This is a genomic window from Rhodopseudomonas boonkerdii, from assembly GCF_021184025.1.
Classification (GTDB): Bacteria; Pseudomonadota; Alphaproteobacteria; order Rhizobiales; family Xanthobacteraceae; genus Tardiphaga; species Tardiphaga boonkerdii.
The window spans coordinates 3,361,543-3,374,498 of sequence record NZ_CP036537.1 but is presented as its reverse complement, the minus strand read 5'-3'; the positions used below and the strand labels follow the sequence as shown (position 1 = coordinate 3,374,498).

Genomic DNA, 12,956 nt, shown 5'->3' with positions numbered 1-12,956 from the left:
GCATGCTGGATACCCCCATTGTTGATCGCGCTGCCGAATCGGTCGGCGACAGCGCCTATCGGCGCATCCGCAGCGACGTCATTTTCGGTGTGCTGGAACCGGGCCAGAAACTGAAGCTGGAGAAGATGAGCGGCGTCTATGGCACCAGCGTCTCGACGCTGCGTGAGACGCTCAATCGGCTTTGTTCGGAAGGGTTCGTCATTGCCGAAGGCCAGCGCGGCTTTGAGGTCACCTCGATCTCGGCGATTGAATTCCGCCAGATCGCCGAACTACGTGAATTGCTCGAAAGTCACGCTATCGAACAGTCCTTCAAGGCCGGCGATCTCGATTGGGAAGCTCTGGTGGTCTCCGCGCATCACAAGCTTTCGGCGATGGAGCGGGCGATGCTGGCGGGCGACAAGTCGAAGACGGAAGCCTGGAAACAGTGCGATTGGCAGTTTCACCGCGCATTGATCGCGGCCTGCGGGTCGCAAGTGCTATTGGACACGCTGTCGTCGGTTTATGATCGGTATCTGCGGTATCAGATGCTTGCCGTGGTGTTCCGCGGCGAGGCCGCCGCTGTCGAGCATCGCGAATTGATGAACGCGGCGCTGGCGCGCGACGCCGCGAAAGCGCGACAGCTGCTGCATACGCATATCCACGATTGTGTACGCCATGCCTTGCAGAATTCGGACTGGCTCAAGCCGGCAGGCGCGCCGACGACGACGGTTGTCAGCGCACGCAAGAGAGCGAAGAAGGGCTGAAGCCGCTCAGAGCGACTTCAGCCAACCGCCGATGTCACGTAGCGCCTCGTTCGCTTTGGGCAAGATCTTGCCCATGGTGATGAAGCCGTGGAACTGGCCGGGATAGTTCTTGTAGGTCACCGCCACGCCGGCATCCGCGAGCCGCCTGGCATATTCGTCGCCCTCGTCGCGCAGCGGATCGGCGCCGGCGATGAGTACATAGGCGGGTGGCAGGCTCTTGAGGTTCTCCGCCCGCGCCGGAGACGCACGCCAGTTGTCGATATCGGCGGGCCCGTTGAGATAGTGGCCGGCGAACCAGCTGATTACGTTGTGCGTCAGAAGGCAGCTCGTCTCCGGTTCGTGATGCGAGGGGTGGTTCATGCGGAAGTCGGTGGCGGGATAGATCAGCATCTGGCCGGCGAGCCGCGGTCCGCGATGGTCGCGCGCGTCGATGGCGACGATTGCGGAGAGATTGCCGCCGGCGCTGTCGCCGCCGACAAAGAGATGCCGCGCATCGATGTTCAATTGCACGGCGTTGTCCGCGATCCAGCGCGTGGCCGCGATGGCGTCGTCGATGGCGGCCGGAAACTTGTGCTCGGGGGCGAGACGGTAGTCGACGGATATCACCAGCATCTCGCCTTCATGGGCGAGGAAGCGGCAGACGACATCATGGCTGTCGAGGTCGCCGATCACCCAGCCGCCGCCATGGAAGAACACCATGCAAGGCGACAGGCCATCCTGCTGCCGCAGCGTCTTCGGCTTGTAGAGCCGGGCAGGGATCGCACCGGCAGGACCGGGAATGGTGAGCGCTATTACCGAGGCAAGTTCCGGTGGTTCGGGATTGGCGACGGGGCGGGCCTTGAGATACCACTCGCGCGCCTCCGGCGGCGTCAGCGTTTCATAGGGCGGACGACCGGCGTCGCGGAAGACATTGAGGACGGCGTTGGCATCGGGATCGAGAATGACGGGCATGATGGGCTCTTGCTTGTTGCTGGTTATGCCGAGGTGCGGCCGCCATCGACGGTGTAGGCGGAGCCGGTGACATAGCTCGCATCGTCCGAGGCGAGGAAAGCGACGATAGGGGCGACTTCCCGCGCAAGGCCTAGACGCCGCTGCGGTACGCGATCGACGACTTTCTCCACCGGTGCCGGTGAACCTCGCCCGACGCGGGCATCCACGATCGCCGACAGCATGCGGCTCTCGATCAGGCCGGGGCAAACGCAGTTCACGCGCACATTGGTGCCGGTGCATTCCTGTGCCGCACTCTTGGTGAGGCCGATGACAGCATGCTTGCTGGCGCTGTAGACCGCGACTTCGGCCGATCCGATCAGGCCTGCGATGGAGGCGGTGTTGATGATCGAGCCGCGATCCTGCTTCAGCATCACAGGCAGCACGTGTTTCATGCCAAGGAAGACGCCGACGACATTGACGTCGAGCACCTTGCGGAAATCGGCGAGGGAGGCCTTCACGATTGGCGTGATCGTCCCTTCGATGCCGGCATTGTTGTAGAAGATATCGATGGTGCCGAAGCGCTTCACCGCAGCGGCCACATAGCCGATCACATCCTCCTCGCTGGTGACGTCGGCGGTGACCGCGAGGGCTTCGGCCGAAGCCGGCAGGCCGGCGATCGCGCGCTCGAGGGCGGCCGTGTCGCGGTCCACGGCGACGATTCGGGCACCGCGCGCGGCGAGCAGTTTGATGGTTTCGGTGCCGATTACCCCGGCTGCCCCGGTGACGACAGCGATCCTGCCATCCAGACGAATTCCGTCGGCCATATGCGTTCTCCCTGATGCTCCGGTTGTCCCGGATTGTGGGCCGGTCGTGCCGGCTCTCTGCGAACTATTTCATGCGTGGAGAGAGCTGACCAGACGGTGCTATGGGACGCATGGCGCCCTTCCGCCGCCGCATTCGACGTGTTAACCGGAGGCGATTGCGCGGCCATTCCCCTAAAATGTCGCGAGCCTGATTCTCGGTTGAGCGCCGCTGCATGTTCCGAACATTTTTTGTGGCCAAATTTGCCATCGCCGGATTTGCGGCTCTTGTGGCCGCAACCGCGCTGTCCACTGCGCCGGTGCACGCGCAGTTCGGCCCGTTATTCGGCGATCCGCCACCGCGCCCGCCGGGCAGTGTGCCACGCGGCCAGCAGCCGCCCCCAATGGACGACGACGAGGATGTGCCTGACCTGCCGCAAGGCCGCCTGCTGCCGGCGCGTCCTGCACCGGGCATGGGTGTGCCGCCACCCGGTGCCGTGCAGTCGCAGCCGCTCGCGCCGCCGCCCGGCAGCAATGTCACCACGATCCCACAGAACTCGCCGGGCGGTCGCCCGTCCGATCAGCCGCCGCCGCTGGGGGTGACGCCAAGCCAGCCGCAGCAGCCCGGCATCGCCAATGTGCCACCGCCCGGCACGCCGAATCCGAACGCCAAGCAGGCACCGAAAAACGCACCGCCGCCAGCCGCCACGCTGCAGCCGGGAGACGAGGTGGTCACCGAGCCTCCGGCGCAGAAGATCCCGAACAAGAAGGCTGCGTTCTCCGGTCTCGACAAGATCACCGGCCGCATCATCAATTTCGATGCCGATATCGGCGAGACCGTGCAATTCGGCGCGCTGCGCGTGAAAACCGATGCCTGCTACACGCGGCCGGCCACCGAGGCGGCGAACACCGACGCGTTCGTCGAAGTGGACGAGATCACGTTGCAGGGCGAGGTGAGGCGCATCTTCTCGGGCTGGATGTTTGCGGCCAGCCCGGGCCTGCATGGCGTCGAGCATCCGATCTATGACATCTGGCTGACCGACTGCAAACAGCCCGAAGTGGTTGCCAACCAGCAGGAAACGCGTCCCGCGCCGGCCACGGTGCAGAAGCGCCAGCCGCCGAGGCAGCAGCCGCGCCCGCAACCCCAGCAGCAGTTGCTGCCGCCTCCGGGCTTCCCGGCGTTCAGGCAGTAAGCTTCCGATTGTAGGGATGGGTAGAGCGTAGCGAAGCCATCGGCCGAGCTTGCTGCAGCGAAGGAACGATGGGTTTCGCTCCGGCGCTAGCGCGCCCGCGCTCTACCCATCCTACGATCGCGTGGGCTCCGCGATGATCGCCAGTGCATCCTCGCCGCTCGTCGCTGCCGGTAACGCCTCGAAATCCGCAACATCGTCCAGCGCCGCATCGAGCAGAACCCGGTAGCGCTCGCGGGGCACTTCGATCGCACCGAAGCTGCGCAGATGCTCCGTCACATATTGGGTGTCGAGCAGGCCGTAACCGCCGGCGAGCAGCCGTGCGACGAGATGGACCAGCGCCACCTTCGACGCATCGCGGGCATGGTGAAACATGCTCTCGCCGAAAAACGCGCGGCCGAGCGAGACGCCATAGAGGCCGCCGACGAGGTCGCCGTCCTGCCAAACCTCGACGCTGTGCGCGTGCCCCATCTCGTGCAGCGCGCCATAGAGGTCGCGGATACGTTTGTTGATCCAGGTATCTTCGCGATCGGGCTTCGGCGCGGCGCATTCCGACATCACGCGCTTGAAGGCGCGATCGACGGTCACCGAGAACTTGCCGGAGCGCACCGTGCGTGCGAGGCGCGAACTGACGCAAAAACCGTTCAGCGGGATGACACCGCGTATTTCCGGCTCGACCCAGAACAGGCCGGGATCGTCTGCGCTTTCCGACATCGGGAAGATGCCGCAGGCGTAAGCCCGCAGCAGCAGCTCGGGCGTGATCTCGGTCGATGCGGAGTCGCGGGAACTCATCTCGATAGGCTAGCAGAATAGGGCGATAAGCGCGACCGGCTTGCTTGTCGTGACATCCGACCTAACCTGCAGGAGCCAAGGGAGATGTGGACCATGACACCTGTTCCGAACACGGCCGAGGCTGCGGGGCATCGTATCGTCGTCGTCGGTGCGGGGTTCGGCGGGCTCGAGACCGTGTATCGGCTGCGCGGCGTCGGCGCGCGCATCACGTTGGTCGATCGTCGCAACCATCATCTGTTCCAGCCCTTGCTGTATCAGGTTGCGACGGCGTCCCTGGCGACCTCCGAGATCGCGTGGCCGATCCGTTATCTGCTGCGCGGACGCAAGGATGTGACCACGCTGCTCGGCACGGTGACCGGTATCGATCCGGTCGCGAAGCATGTGCGGCTCGAGGACGGGCCGGCGCTGCCCTATGATACGCTGGTGCTCGCCACCGGCGCCGGCCACGCCTATTTCGGCCATGACGAATGGGCGCCGTTCGCTCCGGGTCTCAAGACACTCGAAGATGCCACGACCATTCGCCGTCGCATTCTCACGGCGTTTGAGCGCGCCGAGAGCGTGGATGACCCGCAAGAGCGCGCGGCACTGCTGAACTTTGTCGTGATCGGCGCCGGCCCGACTGGCGTCGAGCTCGCAGGAACCATTGCCGAAATGGCGCGGACGACATTGCCGGACGATTTTCGCAATATCGATACGCGCAAGGCACGTGTGGTGCTGATCGAAGCTGGACAGCGCGTGCTTGCGAACTTTCCGGAAGACCTGTCGGCCTATGCGCAGCGCTCGCTGGAAAAGCTCGGCGTCGAGGTGGCGCTCGGCCATGCCGTGTCCGAATGCAGCGCCGAAGGCGTCGTCTATGGCGGGACGCGCTTGCCGGCGCGCACCATCATCTGGGCTGCGGGCGTGCGCGCTTCGCCGGCGGCGGAATGGCTGGGCGCGGCAGCCGATCGCGCCGGCCGCCTGCTGATCGATCCCGATCTCACCGTGCCCGGTCATCCCGATATTTTCGCCATCGGCGACACGGTGAGCGTTGCAGCTCCGGATGGCTCACCCGTGCCGGGCATCGCGCCCGCGGCGAAACAGGAGGGACGCTACGTCGCCGATGCCATCAGGCAACGGCTGCGCGGCGCGACGCCGGCGCCGTTCCGCTATCGTCACGACGGCAGCCTCGCGCAGATCGGCAAGCATCTTGCGGTGATCGATTTTGGCAAAATCAGGCTGCGCGGCGCGCTGGCCTGGTGGATCTGGGGCATCGCCCACATCTATTTCCTGATCGGCCTGCGCAACCGTCTGGCGGTCGCGCTGAACTGGCTCTGGATCCACACCCTCGATCAGCGCGGCGCGCGGCTGATCACGCAGGGACGTGCCGTGCTGGATCGGATGAAATCGTAGAACCTCGCGGAGCGGCATCTGCCGGCAGCAGTCGTGCGGCCAATGACGGTGGATTAAACTGGCGCCGGTCGGCCCTACGTTATTTCGCCGCGTTGACCTGCGGTTTCGCGACCGGCTTCGCCACCGCGCTGAAGCGAAGGATCACGCGCGTACCCGTGTGGGTCGGATCACGCTCGACCGTCGCGTCAAGTTTGTTCGCCATGGCGCTGACGATGCGTTGGCCCATGCCGGTGGAGCGCGGGTCGGCCTTCACATTGAGGCCGACACCGTCGTCGGTAATCGACAATTCGAGATCGTCGCCATGGCCGTCGAGCTCGATATGGATCGGGCCGGCGCCGTCGGGGTAAGCGTATTTGACGGCGTTCATCACCAGTTCGTTGACGATGATGCCGATCGCTACGGCGCGGTCCGGATCGATTTCGACCGTCTTCGCCTTCAGTGTCAGGCGCGACATCCGGTTGCCCTCGGCGGAGCGGCGCAGATCCTCGAGCAGCGCTTCAAGATACTGGTTCAGCAGTACGCTTTTGAGATCATGCGATGTGTAGAGCCGGCGGTGCACCTGTGCGACCGCAGCGACGCGGCCCATCGCATTGGTCAGCGCCACCTTGACGTCGTTCTCGCGGGCGGAACTCGCCTGCAGATGCAGCAGCGAGGCGATGATCTGCAGTGAGTTGCCGACGCGGTGGTTGACCTCCCGCAGCAGCATTTCGCGCTCGGCGGCGAGGGCGGCATAACGGTCGCGTGCGGCATGGACCTCGGCCTCCGCCTCGTCGCGCGCACGCATGATCGCGGCTTGCCTGATCGCCGTGTCGCAAGCCACAGTGAGCAATGGAATGAAGTCGCCTTGGGTGTCCTTGACGAGATAATCCACAGCGCCGGCCTTGAGCGCAGTCACCGCGATCTTGCTGTCCTGCGAGGCCGTGACGAACACGACAGGGGGCGGCGCAGGCAGTTTCTGAATCAGTTTCAGCACTTCCAGTCCGTCCATGCCCGGCATGTACTGGTCCAGCGCAATCACATCGATGCCGCCTCGCTCGATACGCGCGATGCCGGCCTCGCCATTCCCGCAATGCTCGACCAAGTAGCCCTGACGCTTCAGGCCGCGCTCTACCAGCCGTGCGAGGCCCACGTCGTCGTCGATATACAGCAGCGTTGGCGAGGCGGTTGAGGTCATGACGTGGCTTGGGGAACCTGGATCACCGAGAAGAACAGACCGAGTTGACGGATCGCGTTGGCGAAGTTTTCGTAGTTCACTGGCTTGGTGATGTAGACGTTACATCCAAGCTCGTAGCATCGCTTGATTTCCTGCGCGTCGTCGGTGGTGGTCAGAACCACAACCGGCGCATATTTGAGATACTCGTTTTCCTTGACCCGGCGCAGGATATCGATCCCGGTCATGTCGGGCAGGTTGAGATCGAGCAGGATCAGAAGGGCGTCGCCCTTGTGGACGGCGCCGGTGCCGTCCGAACCGAACAGATAGGCGAGGGCCTCTGTACCATTGGTGAACGGTTTGATCTCATTGTTGACACCGGATCGCCGGATATTGCGCTCAATCAGACGGGCGTGACCCTCGTCGTCCTCGATCATGATGATCGTCACCGGGTTGCTCATGCTGTTTCGTTCCTGCTCTTGCCCGTCCATCTGGCGGGCAAAGTGACGGTGAAAGTGCTGCCATGGCCGAGTTCGGAGGATACCGACATGGTGCCCCCAAGCCGGCGCACAAGGGCGCGGACATGGGCGAGACCAATGCCTTGGCCCGGCCTGTCCTGTGTACCCGCCCGGCGGAAAAGATCAAATATTCGCTGATGATCTTTGGGATCGATGCCGCGGCCGTTGTCCATCACCTCGAAGATCACAAAGCCCATCTTGGTGCGGCCCTTGACCCTGATCTCGCCGGGCACACCATCCCTGAGATATTTGAGCGCGTTGTCGATCAAGTTCCCGAAGATCTGTTCCAGTGCCAGGCGGTCGCTGACGATCTCGGGCAGCGGCTCGACATGGATCGCGGTTTCGGTTTCCGCTGCCTGGTGAGCGACCGTCGAGACGATGGTTTCGATCAGTTCACGTGTGTCGATCCTGACCGGCTTGAATTCGCGCCGGCCCTCGCGCGTGAGATTGAGGATCGCATTGATCAGCCGGTCCATCTTGCCGATGGACGATTTGATGAAGCCGAGCGCCTCGCTGAAGTCTGACGAGAGCTGCTTGTCCTCCGGGGGCAGCGCCGGTTCGGGCAAGTTCCCGTCGGTGTCGGGAACGACCGGATCGTTGTTCGCCAGCGTCGCGATGCGGCGGAAGATATCGCCGCGCAACTCCTCCAGCTCGCTGGTGAAGCCCATGATGTTGACCAGCGGGGAGCGCAAATCGTGGCTGACGATATAGGCGAAGCGCTGGATTTCCTCATTGGCTTCGCGCAGGTCGGCGGTGCGCTCCTGCACGGCGCTCTCGAGGTTGAGATTGTTGTCGCGCAGCTTGGCCTCGGCATCGTCGCGGGCGTCCGATGAACGACGGACCAGAAAGATCGAAACCGCCGCCAGCAGCACGACGAGGCCCGAGCCGATGACGGTGACGAGAGAAGCGAGTTGCTGGGTACGGTCGGCCGTCTGTGTGCGTTCGCCGAACAGTTTCTCTTCTTCCAGACGTATGGCACGCCCGGCTTCGGCGATCGCCTGCACGGCGGGGCCGGCGCCGGTCTGCGGCAGCATGGCGACGGCGGATGGCGTGTCGTTCTGCTTCACGTAATTGACGGCCCGCGCGAATTCGGCCAACCGCTCCATCACGGCCGGCCGCAGGCGCTTCATGTTCTCGACCTGGACGGGATTGTCGGAAGTGGCAGCCGCGAGTTTGTCGACCCCGGGTAGAATGACGGCGACCGCGGCTTCATGCTCGCGCAGGAACTGCTCTTGACCGTTCAGCAGATAGGCGCGTGCGGCACTTTCGGCGCGGCGGATTTCCAGCAGCAGCGTCGCCAGCTGGTTCTCGACCTCGACGGTGTGGACGACCCAGCCGGAATCCTTGCGTGCCTGATTGACGAGGATGACCGAGGCCGCACTGATGGCGACCAGCACCAACAATCCCGCCGAAAGCAGGACGATCTGCCAGAATCTGCGCTTGCGGGCGACGTCAGCGGTCACGACGGGCTCGCAAGGATTTTCGCTGGAATTTCAACACGTCCCCCGGGGAACCGGGAGTGCCCGGTACTGCACAACCCCGACGTCGCGATTTGGTTCCACAGTGAAATCAAATTCGGGGTGGTGATCGAGGCCTGTTCCGGCCGCCAACGCCGCCGCACACGCGGCGAGGCACGCGGATTTCCGCGCGCCGCCGACCCGTTAACCCTTCTGGCCAGCCAGATACTGTTCGAGCCAGTGGATGTGATAGTCGCCCTCGATCATGTCCTGCTCGCGCGCAAGCTTGCGGAACAGCGGCAGCGTCGTCTCGACGCCGTCCACCACGATCTCGTCCAGCGCCCGGCGCAGCCGCATCAGACATTCCGGACGGTTCTTGCCGTGTACGATCAGCTTGCCGACGAGAGAGTCGTAATAAGGCGGGATCTTGTAACCCTGATAGACCGCGCTATCGATGCGGACCCCGAGGCCGCCGGGCGGGTGATACTGGGTAATGGTGCCAGGCGAGGGCCGGAAGGTTTCCGGGTTCTCCGCATTGATGCGGCACTCGATGGCGTGGCCAATGATCTGCAGCTCGTCCTGGGTGCAGGGCAGGTCGCCGCCGGCGGCAATGCGGATCTGCTCGAGCACGAGATCGATGTCGGTGATCATCTCGGTGACAGGATGCTCGACCTGGATGCGGGTGTTCATTTCGATGAAATAGAACTCGCCATCCTCATAGAGGAATTCGATGGTGCCGACGCCGAGATACTTCATCTCCTGCATCGCCTTGGCACAGATGCCGCCGATCTTGGCGCGCGCTTCCTTGGAGAGGATCGGTGACGGGCCTTCTTCCCAGACCTTCTGGTGGCGGCGCTGCAGCGAACAGTCGCGCTCGCCGAGATGCAGCGCGCCACCGCGGCCATCGCCGAGCACCTGGATTTCGATATGGCGCGGTTTGGTCAGATATTTTTCGAGATAGACCGAAGCATCGCCAAACGCCGCTTTCGCTTCGGTCGCCGCTGTCGAGAGTGCCAATTCGAGATCGGCTTCTGTCTGAGCTACCTTCATGCCGCGGCCGCCGCCGCCGGCAGCTGCCTTCACCAGCACCGGAAAACCGATCTCCTTGGCGATCGCCATGGCATCGTCGTCGGGACCGACGCCGCCATCCGAGCCAGGCACAACGGGAATGCCGAGGCGCTTGGCGGTCTTCTTGGCTTCGATCTTGTCGCCCATGGTGCGGATATGCTCCGCCTTCGGGCCGATGAAAGCGAGATTGTGGTCCGCAAGAATCTCGGCGAAGCGCGCGTTCTCCGACAGGAATCCATAGCCCGGATGCACCGCATCGGCGCCGGTGATCTCGGCGGCAGCGAGCAGCGAGGGGATATGGAGGTAGCTGTCCTTGGAGGCCGGCGGGCCGATGCACACGCTCTCGTCGGCAAGGCGCACATGCATGGCGTCGGCATCGGCCGTGGAATGCACGGCGACGGTCGCGATGCCGAGCTCCTTGCAGGCGCGCAAGATGCGAAGTGCGATCTCGCCGCGATTGGCGATCAGGATTTTCTCGAACATGGCGTTCCGTCGTCTGAGGTATTGAAGTCGTTATTCGATGATGACGAGCGGTTCGCCGTATTCGACGGGCGCGCCGTCTTCCACCAGGATCTGGGTGACCGTGCCCGCGCGCGGCGCCGGAATCTGGTTCATGGTCTTCATCGCTTCGATGATGATCAGGGTCTGGCCCGCGGTGACCTTGGTGCCGACGCTGACGAAAGGCGGCTTGCCGGGCTCTGGCGCCATATAGGCGGTGCCGACCATCGGCGACGGCACGACGCCCGGATGCTTGCTGTAGTCTGGGCCCGACGGTGCGGCAGGTGCTGCAGCGATGGCTGTCACCGGAGCCGGCGCCGGCGCAGCGGTAACGGGCGCAGCAGCGTAGACCGGCGCAGCGGCGGCAGTCACATGCACTTCGCGTGCGACGCGCACATGCAGGCCCGAGCGCTCGACTTCGATCTCGGTGAGGTTCGTCTCATTCAGCAGCTGCGCGAGTTCGCGGATGAAAGCGCTGTCGGCGGAAGCGGCTTGCGGTGCGACGACTTTCGGGGCGGCGGCTTTGGCAGGGGCAGGCTTACGGGCCATGGGCAATCCGATACTTGAAGGAGTGGGTTTGAATCAGGTGAGCGGGGTCTTGCCGAGCTTGGCGGCGAGACCGGAGATCGCGAGGCGATAGCCCTCGATGCCGAAACCGCAAAGGCTGGCAAAGGCGGCGCGGGCGGTGAACGAGTGATGGCGAAAGTCTTCGCGCGTATAGACGTTGCTGATATGCACTTCGACGGTCGGCACTTTCACGCCGACCAGCGCGTCATGAATGGCGATCGAGGTGTGCGAATAGGCGCCGGCATTGATGATGATGCCCGCTGCCGTCGTGCGCGCGGCATGGATCCAATTGATTAGCTCGCCCTCGATATTCGACTGGCGGCAATCCGCTGTCAGGCCATATTTGGCAGCGGCCTCCGCGCACAGCGCCTCGACATCGGCAAGGGTCGCGTGCCCATAGGTCTCGGGCTCGCGAATGCCCAGCAGATTGAGGTTGGGTCCGTTGAGGACCAGAACTGTGTTGGTGGAGGCCATCGGGGGTCCCGGACAGGCGACAGGGCGCAAAAGCGCGGTTCTGCCGGGGGTTATAGGTAACCTCGCCGCGGAGGGGAAGCCTTGCCTGTGCCCGTTCCCCCAGCCAAATCCTTTGCCCGGCGGGCGAAATATACCGCAAAGCGCTCGAATCCTTGGATTAACCAAGCTCTTGCGAAGGTGCACCGGGTCTGAATGTTGCGATGCGGAAGGATTCGCGCAACCGAAACGGGCGAGTCGTTGGAGACCCGCCCGCCGAATCCGTGATTAATGCCATGGCCTGGAGGCGATGGCTTACGCGTCGATCACGGCCACGATCTCATAGGTCGCCGGATCGACGATCACGATCTGGTTGCTCACCAGGATCAGATTGTAGCCGCGCCAGGCCGGATAGATCGTCACGATCTCGGCCGGGACCGGATGGAAGTGAACGTCACGCGGGACGCGGGTACCAACCGACACCGCGAAGTTCACGTTGGTCACGGGCGCGATGTGCTGCTGCTTGACAACGGTCGTCACCTTGGTGCGTTGCTCGGTGGTGAGTTTGGCGCCGGCCGCAGCCTGTCCGGTGGTCGTGGTCGATTTTTCGGTCGTCGACTTGCTGTCGGCGCTCGATTTCGAATTCGCAGCCGGATTGTTCCTGTCCTCGGCCTTCATGTCCTTCGCGTTCTTGCCGCCATCGCGGGTCTGATCGCTCGCACGCTGATTGCCGTTATCGCGCTGCATCTTGTCATCCGACTGACTCTGCTTGGTGGCAGGCTGTTTATGATCGGATTTGTTGGTGGTGTCGGTGGCTTCATCGCGCTTGCTGGGAGCGCTGTTTGCGGTCGGCGCCGCGCGATCTTCAGTGCCGCCGCGCATCGACGCACCACCACCCGCCGCACCGCCACCCGCGGGTGCTTCCCGGCTCATGCCGGCACCGCCGCCGGCGCTGCCTGCTCCGGCGCCGCCGGGGCTCTGTGCGCTCACGACACCTGAACCTGCAATCAGAGCAGCGGCGGCGACACTTACGAATAAATGCTTGTTCATCTTGTTTTCCTCACAGTTGCGTTTGCATTGCCCGCCCGACAACAGAGTGCATATGTCGATGTTCCGCAGAAACTTGTGCCGATGTTGCACGCAGCCAAAAAAGAGGTGTCAGTCGTACTGTCCAGTTTCGTTCAGCGGGAACAAAAGCGCGTTCAATGCGTTTTTGGGTCTGCGAGGCCTTGGAATGACCGCTTTCGTCGAACGGATCGTGCAGAAACTGAGCGAAGCGGCGCCGATCGAGCGCGCAGTGTCGACGATCGTTGCCGACGTTTTGGAAAATACGGCGGCCAAACTGTCGCGCGGTGAGCGCGTCTGGCTTGAGAAAAGACATTCCGGGAAGGAAGACATCTGTTC

The 12,956-nt window shown here is 63.6% G+C and carries 14 protein-coding genes; 3 read left to right on the top strand and 11 right to left on the bottom strand.

Annotated features, from left to right (window positions below):
* Positions 1–2: 2 nt before the first annotated feature.
* Positions 3–743, top strand: a complete 741-nt coding sequence (locus E0H22_RS15390) for a GntR family transcriptional regulator (RefSeq protein ID WP_233021886.1) — start codon at positions 3–5, stop codon at positions 741–743.
* 6 nt (positions 744–749) lie between these two features.
* Here the strand turns inward: E0H22_RS15390 and E0H22_RS15385 are convergent, their stop codons facing one another.
* Positions 750–1,694 (bottom strand): alpha/beta hydrolase, encoded by a 945-nt coding sequence (locus E0H22_RS15385; RefSeq protein WP_233021885.1) that lies wholly within the window; start codon positions 1,692–1,694, stop codon positions 750–752.
* A gap of 23 nt (positions 1,695–1,717) precedes the next feature.
* Positions 1,718–2,497: an SDR family NAD(P)-dependent oxidoreductase gene (locus E0H22_RS15380; RefSeq protein ID WP_233021884.1), complete on the bottom strand. Its 780-nt coding sequence runs from the start codon at positions 2,495–2,497 to the stop codon at positions 1,718–1,720.
* 212 nt (positions 2,498–2,709) lie between these two features.
* Here E0H22_RS15380 and E0H22_RS15375 point away from each other — a divergent pair, with 212 nt between their 5' ends.
* On the top strand, positions 2,710–3,666 hold the full coding sequence (locus E0H22_RS15375; RefSeq protein ID WP_233021883.1) for a DUF2155 domain-containing protein: 957 nt from the start codon (positions 2,710–2,712) through the stop codon (positions 3,664–3,666).
* A 111-nt stretch (positions 3,667–3,777) separates the two neighbouring features.
* Here the strand turns inward: E0H22_RS15375 and aat are convergent, their stop codons facing one another.
* A complete protein-coding gene (gene aat, locus E0H22_RS15370) occupies positions 3,778–4,455 on the bottom strand; it encodes a leucyl/phenylalanyl-tRNA--protein transferase (protein ID WP_233021882.1) in 678 nt (225 codons plus the stop codon).
* Positions 4,456–4,548: 93 nt separating this feature from the next.
* Between aat and E0H22_RS15365 the strand changes: the two genes are divergently transcribed.
* Positions 4,549–5,844 (top strand): NAD(P)/FAD-dependent oxidoreductase, encoded by a 1,296-nt coding sequence (locus E0H22_RS15365; RefSeq protein WP_233021881.1) that lies wholly within the window; start codon positions 4,549–4,551, stop codon positions 5,842–5,844.
* Positions 5,845–5,923: 79 nt separating this feature from the next.
* On the opposite strand, the gene E0H22_RS15360 is transcribed toward E0H22_RS15365, so the two are convergent.
* The 8 genes from E0H22_RS15360 to E0H22_RS15325 all read right to left on the bottom strand — a co-directional run bounded on the left by E0H22_RS15360 (position 5,924) and on the right by E0H22_RS15325 (position 12,933).
* Positions 5,924–7,018 (bottom strand): sensor histidine kinase, encoded by a 1,095-nt coding sequence (locus E0H22_RS15360; protein WP_233021880.1) that lies wholly within the window; start codon positions 7,016–7,018, stop codon positions 5,924–5,926.
* A complete protein-coding gene (locus E0H22_RS15355) occupies positions 7,015–7,455 on the bottom strand; it encodes a response regulator (protein WP_233021879.1) in 441 nt (146 codons plus the stop codon). Before E0H22_RS15355 ends, E0H22_RS15360 begins: the two co-directional genes overlap by 4 nt.
* Positions 7,452–8,975 carry a sensor histidine kinase gene (locus E0H22_RS15350; protein ID WP_233021878.1) on the bottom strand — a complete coding sequence of 508 codons (1,524 nt, stop codon included), beginning with the start codon at positions 8,973–8,975 and terminating at the stop codon, positions 7,452–7,454. The genes E0H22_RS15355 and E0H22_RS15350 overlap by 4 nt, the downstream gene beginning before the upstream one ends.
* Before the next feature lie 198 nt (positions 8,976–9,173).
* Positions 9,174–10,520 carry an acetyl-CoA carboxylase biotin carboxylase subunit gene (accC, locus tag E0H22_RS15345; protein ID WP_233021877.1) on the bottom strand — a complete coding sequence of 449 codons (1,347 nt, stop codon included), beginning with the start codon at positions 10,518–10,520 and terminating at the stop codon, positions 9,174–9,176.
* Positions 10,521–10,550: 30 nt separating this feature from the next.
* Positions 10,551–11,084: an acetyl-CoA carboxylase biotin carboxyl carrier protein gene (gene accB, locus E0H22_RS15340; RefSeq protein WP_233021876.1), complete on the bottom strand. Its 534-nt coding sequence runs from the start codon at positions 11,082–11,084 to the stop codon at positions 10,551–10,553.
* Between the two features lie 33 nt (positions 11,085–11,117).
* Entirely contained in the window at positions 11,118–11,576 is a 459-nt protein-coding gene (gene aroQ, locus E0H22_RS15335; protein ID WP_233021875.1) for a type II 3-dehydroquinate dehydratase, read from the bottom strand.
* A 291-nt stretch (positions 11,577–11,867) separates the two neighbouring features.
* Positions 11,868–12,602, bottom strand: a complete 735-nt coding sequence (locus E0H22_RS15330) for a DUF1236 domain-containing protein (protein WP_233021874.1) — start codon at positions 12,600–12,602, stop codon at positions 11,868–11,870.
* Between the two features lie 10 nt (positions 12,603–12,612).
* On the bottom strand, positions 12,613–12,933 hold the full coding sequence (locus tag E0H22_RS15325) for a hypothetical protein (RefSeq protein ID WP_233021873.1): 321 nt from the start codon (positions 12,931–12,933) through the stop codon (positions 12,613–12,615).
* Positions 12,934–12,956: the final 23 nt, after the last annotated feature.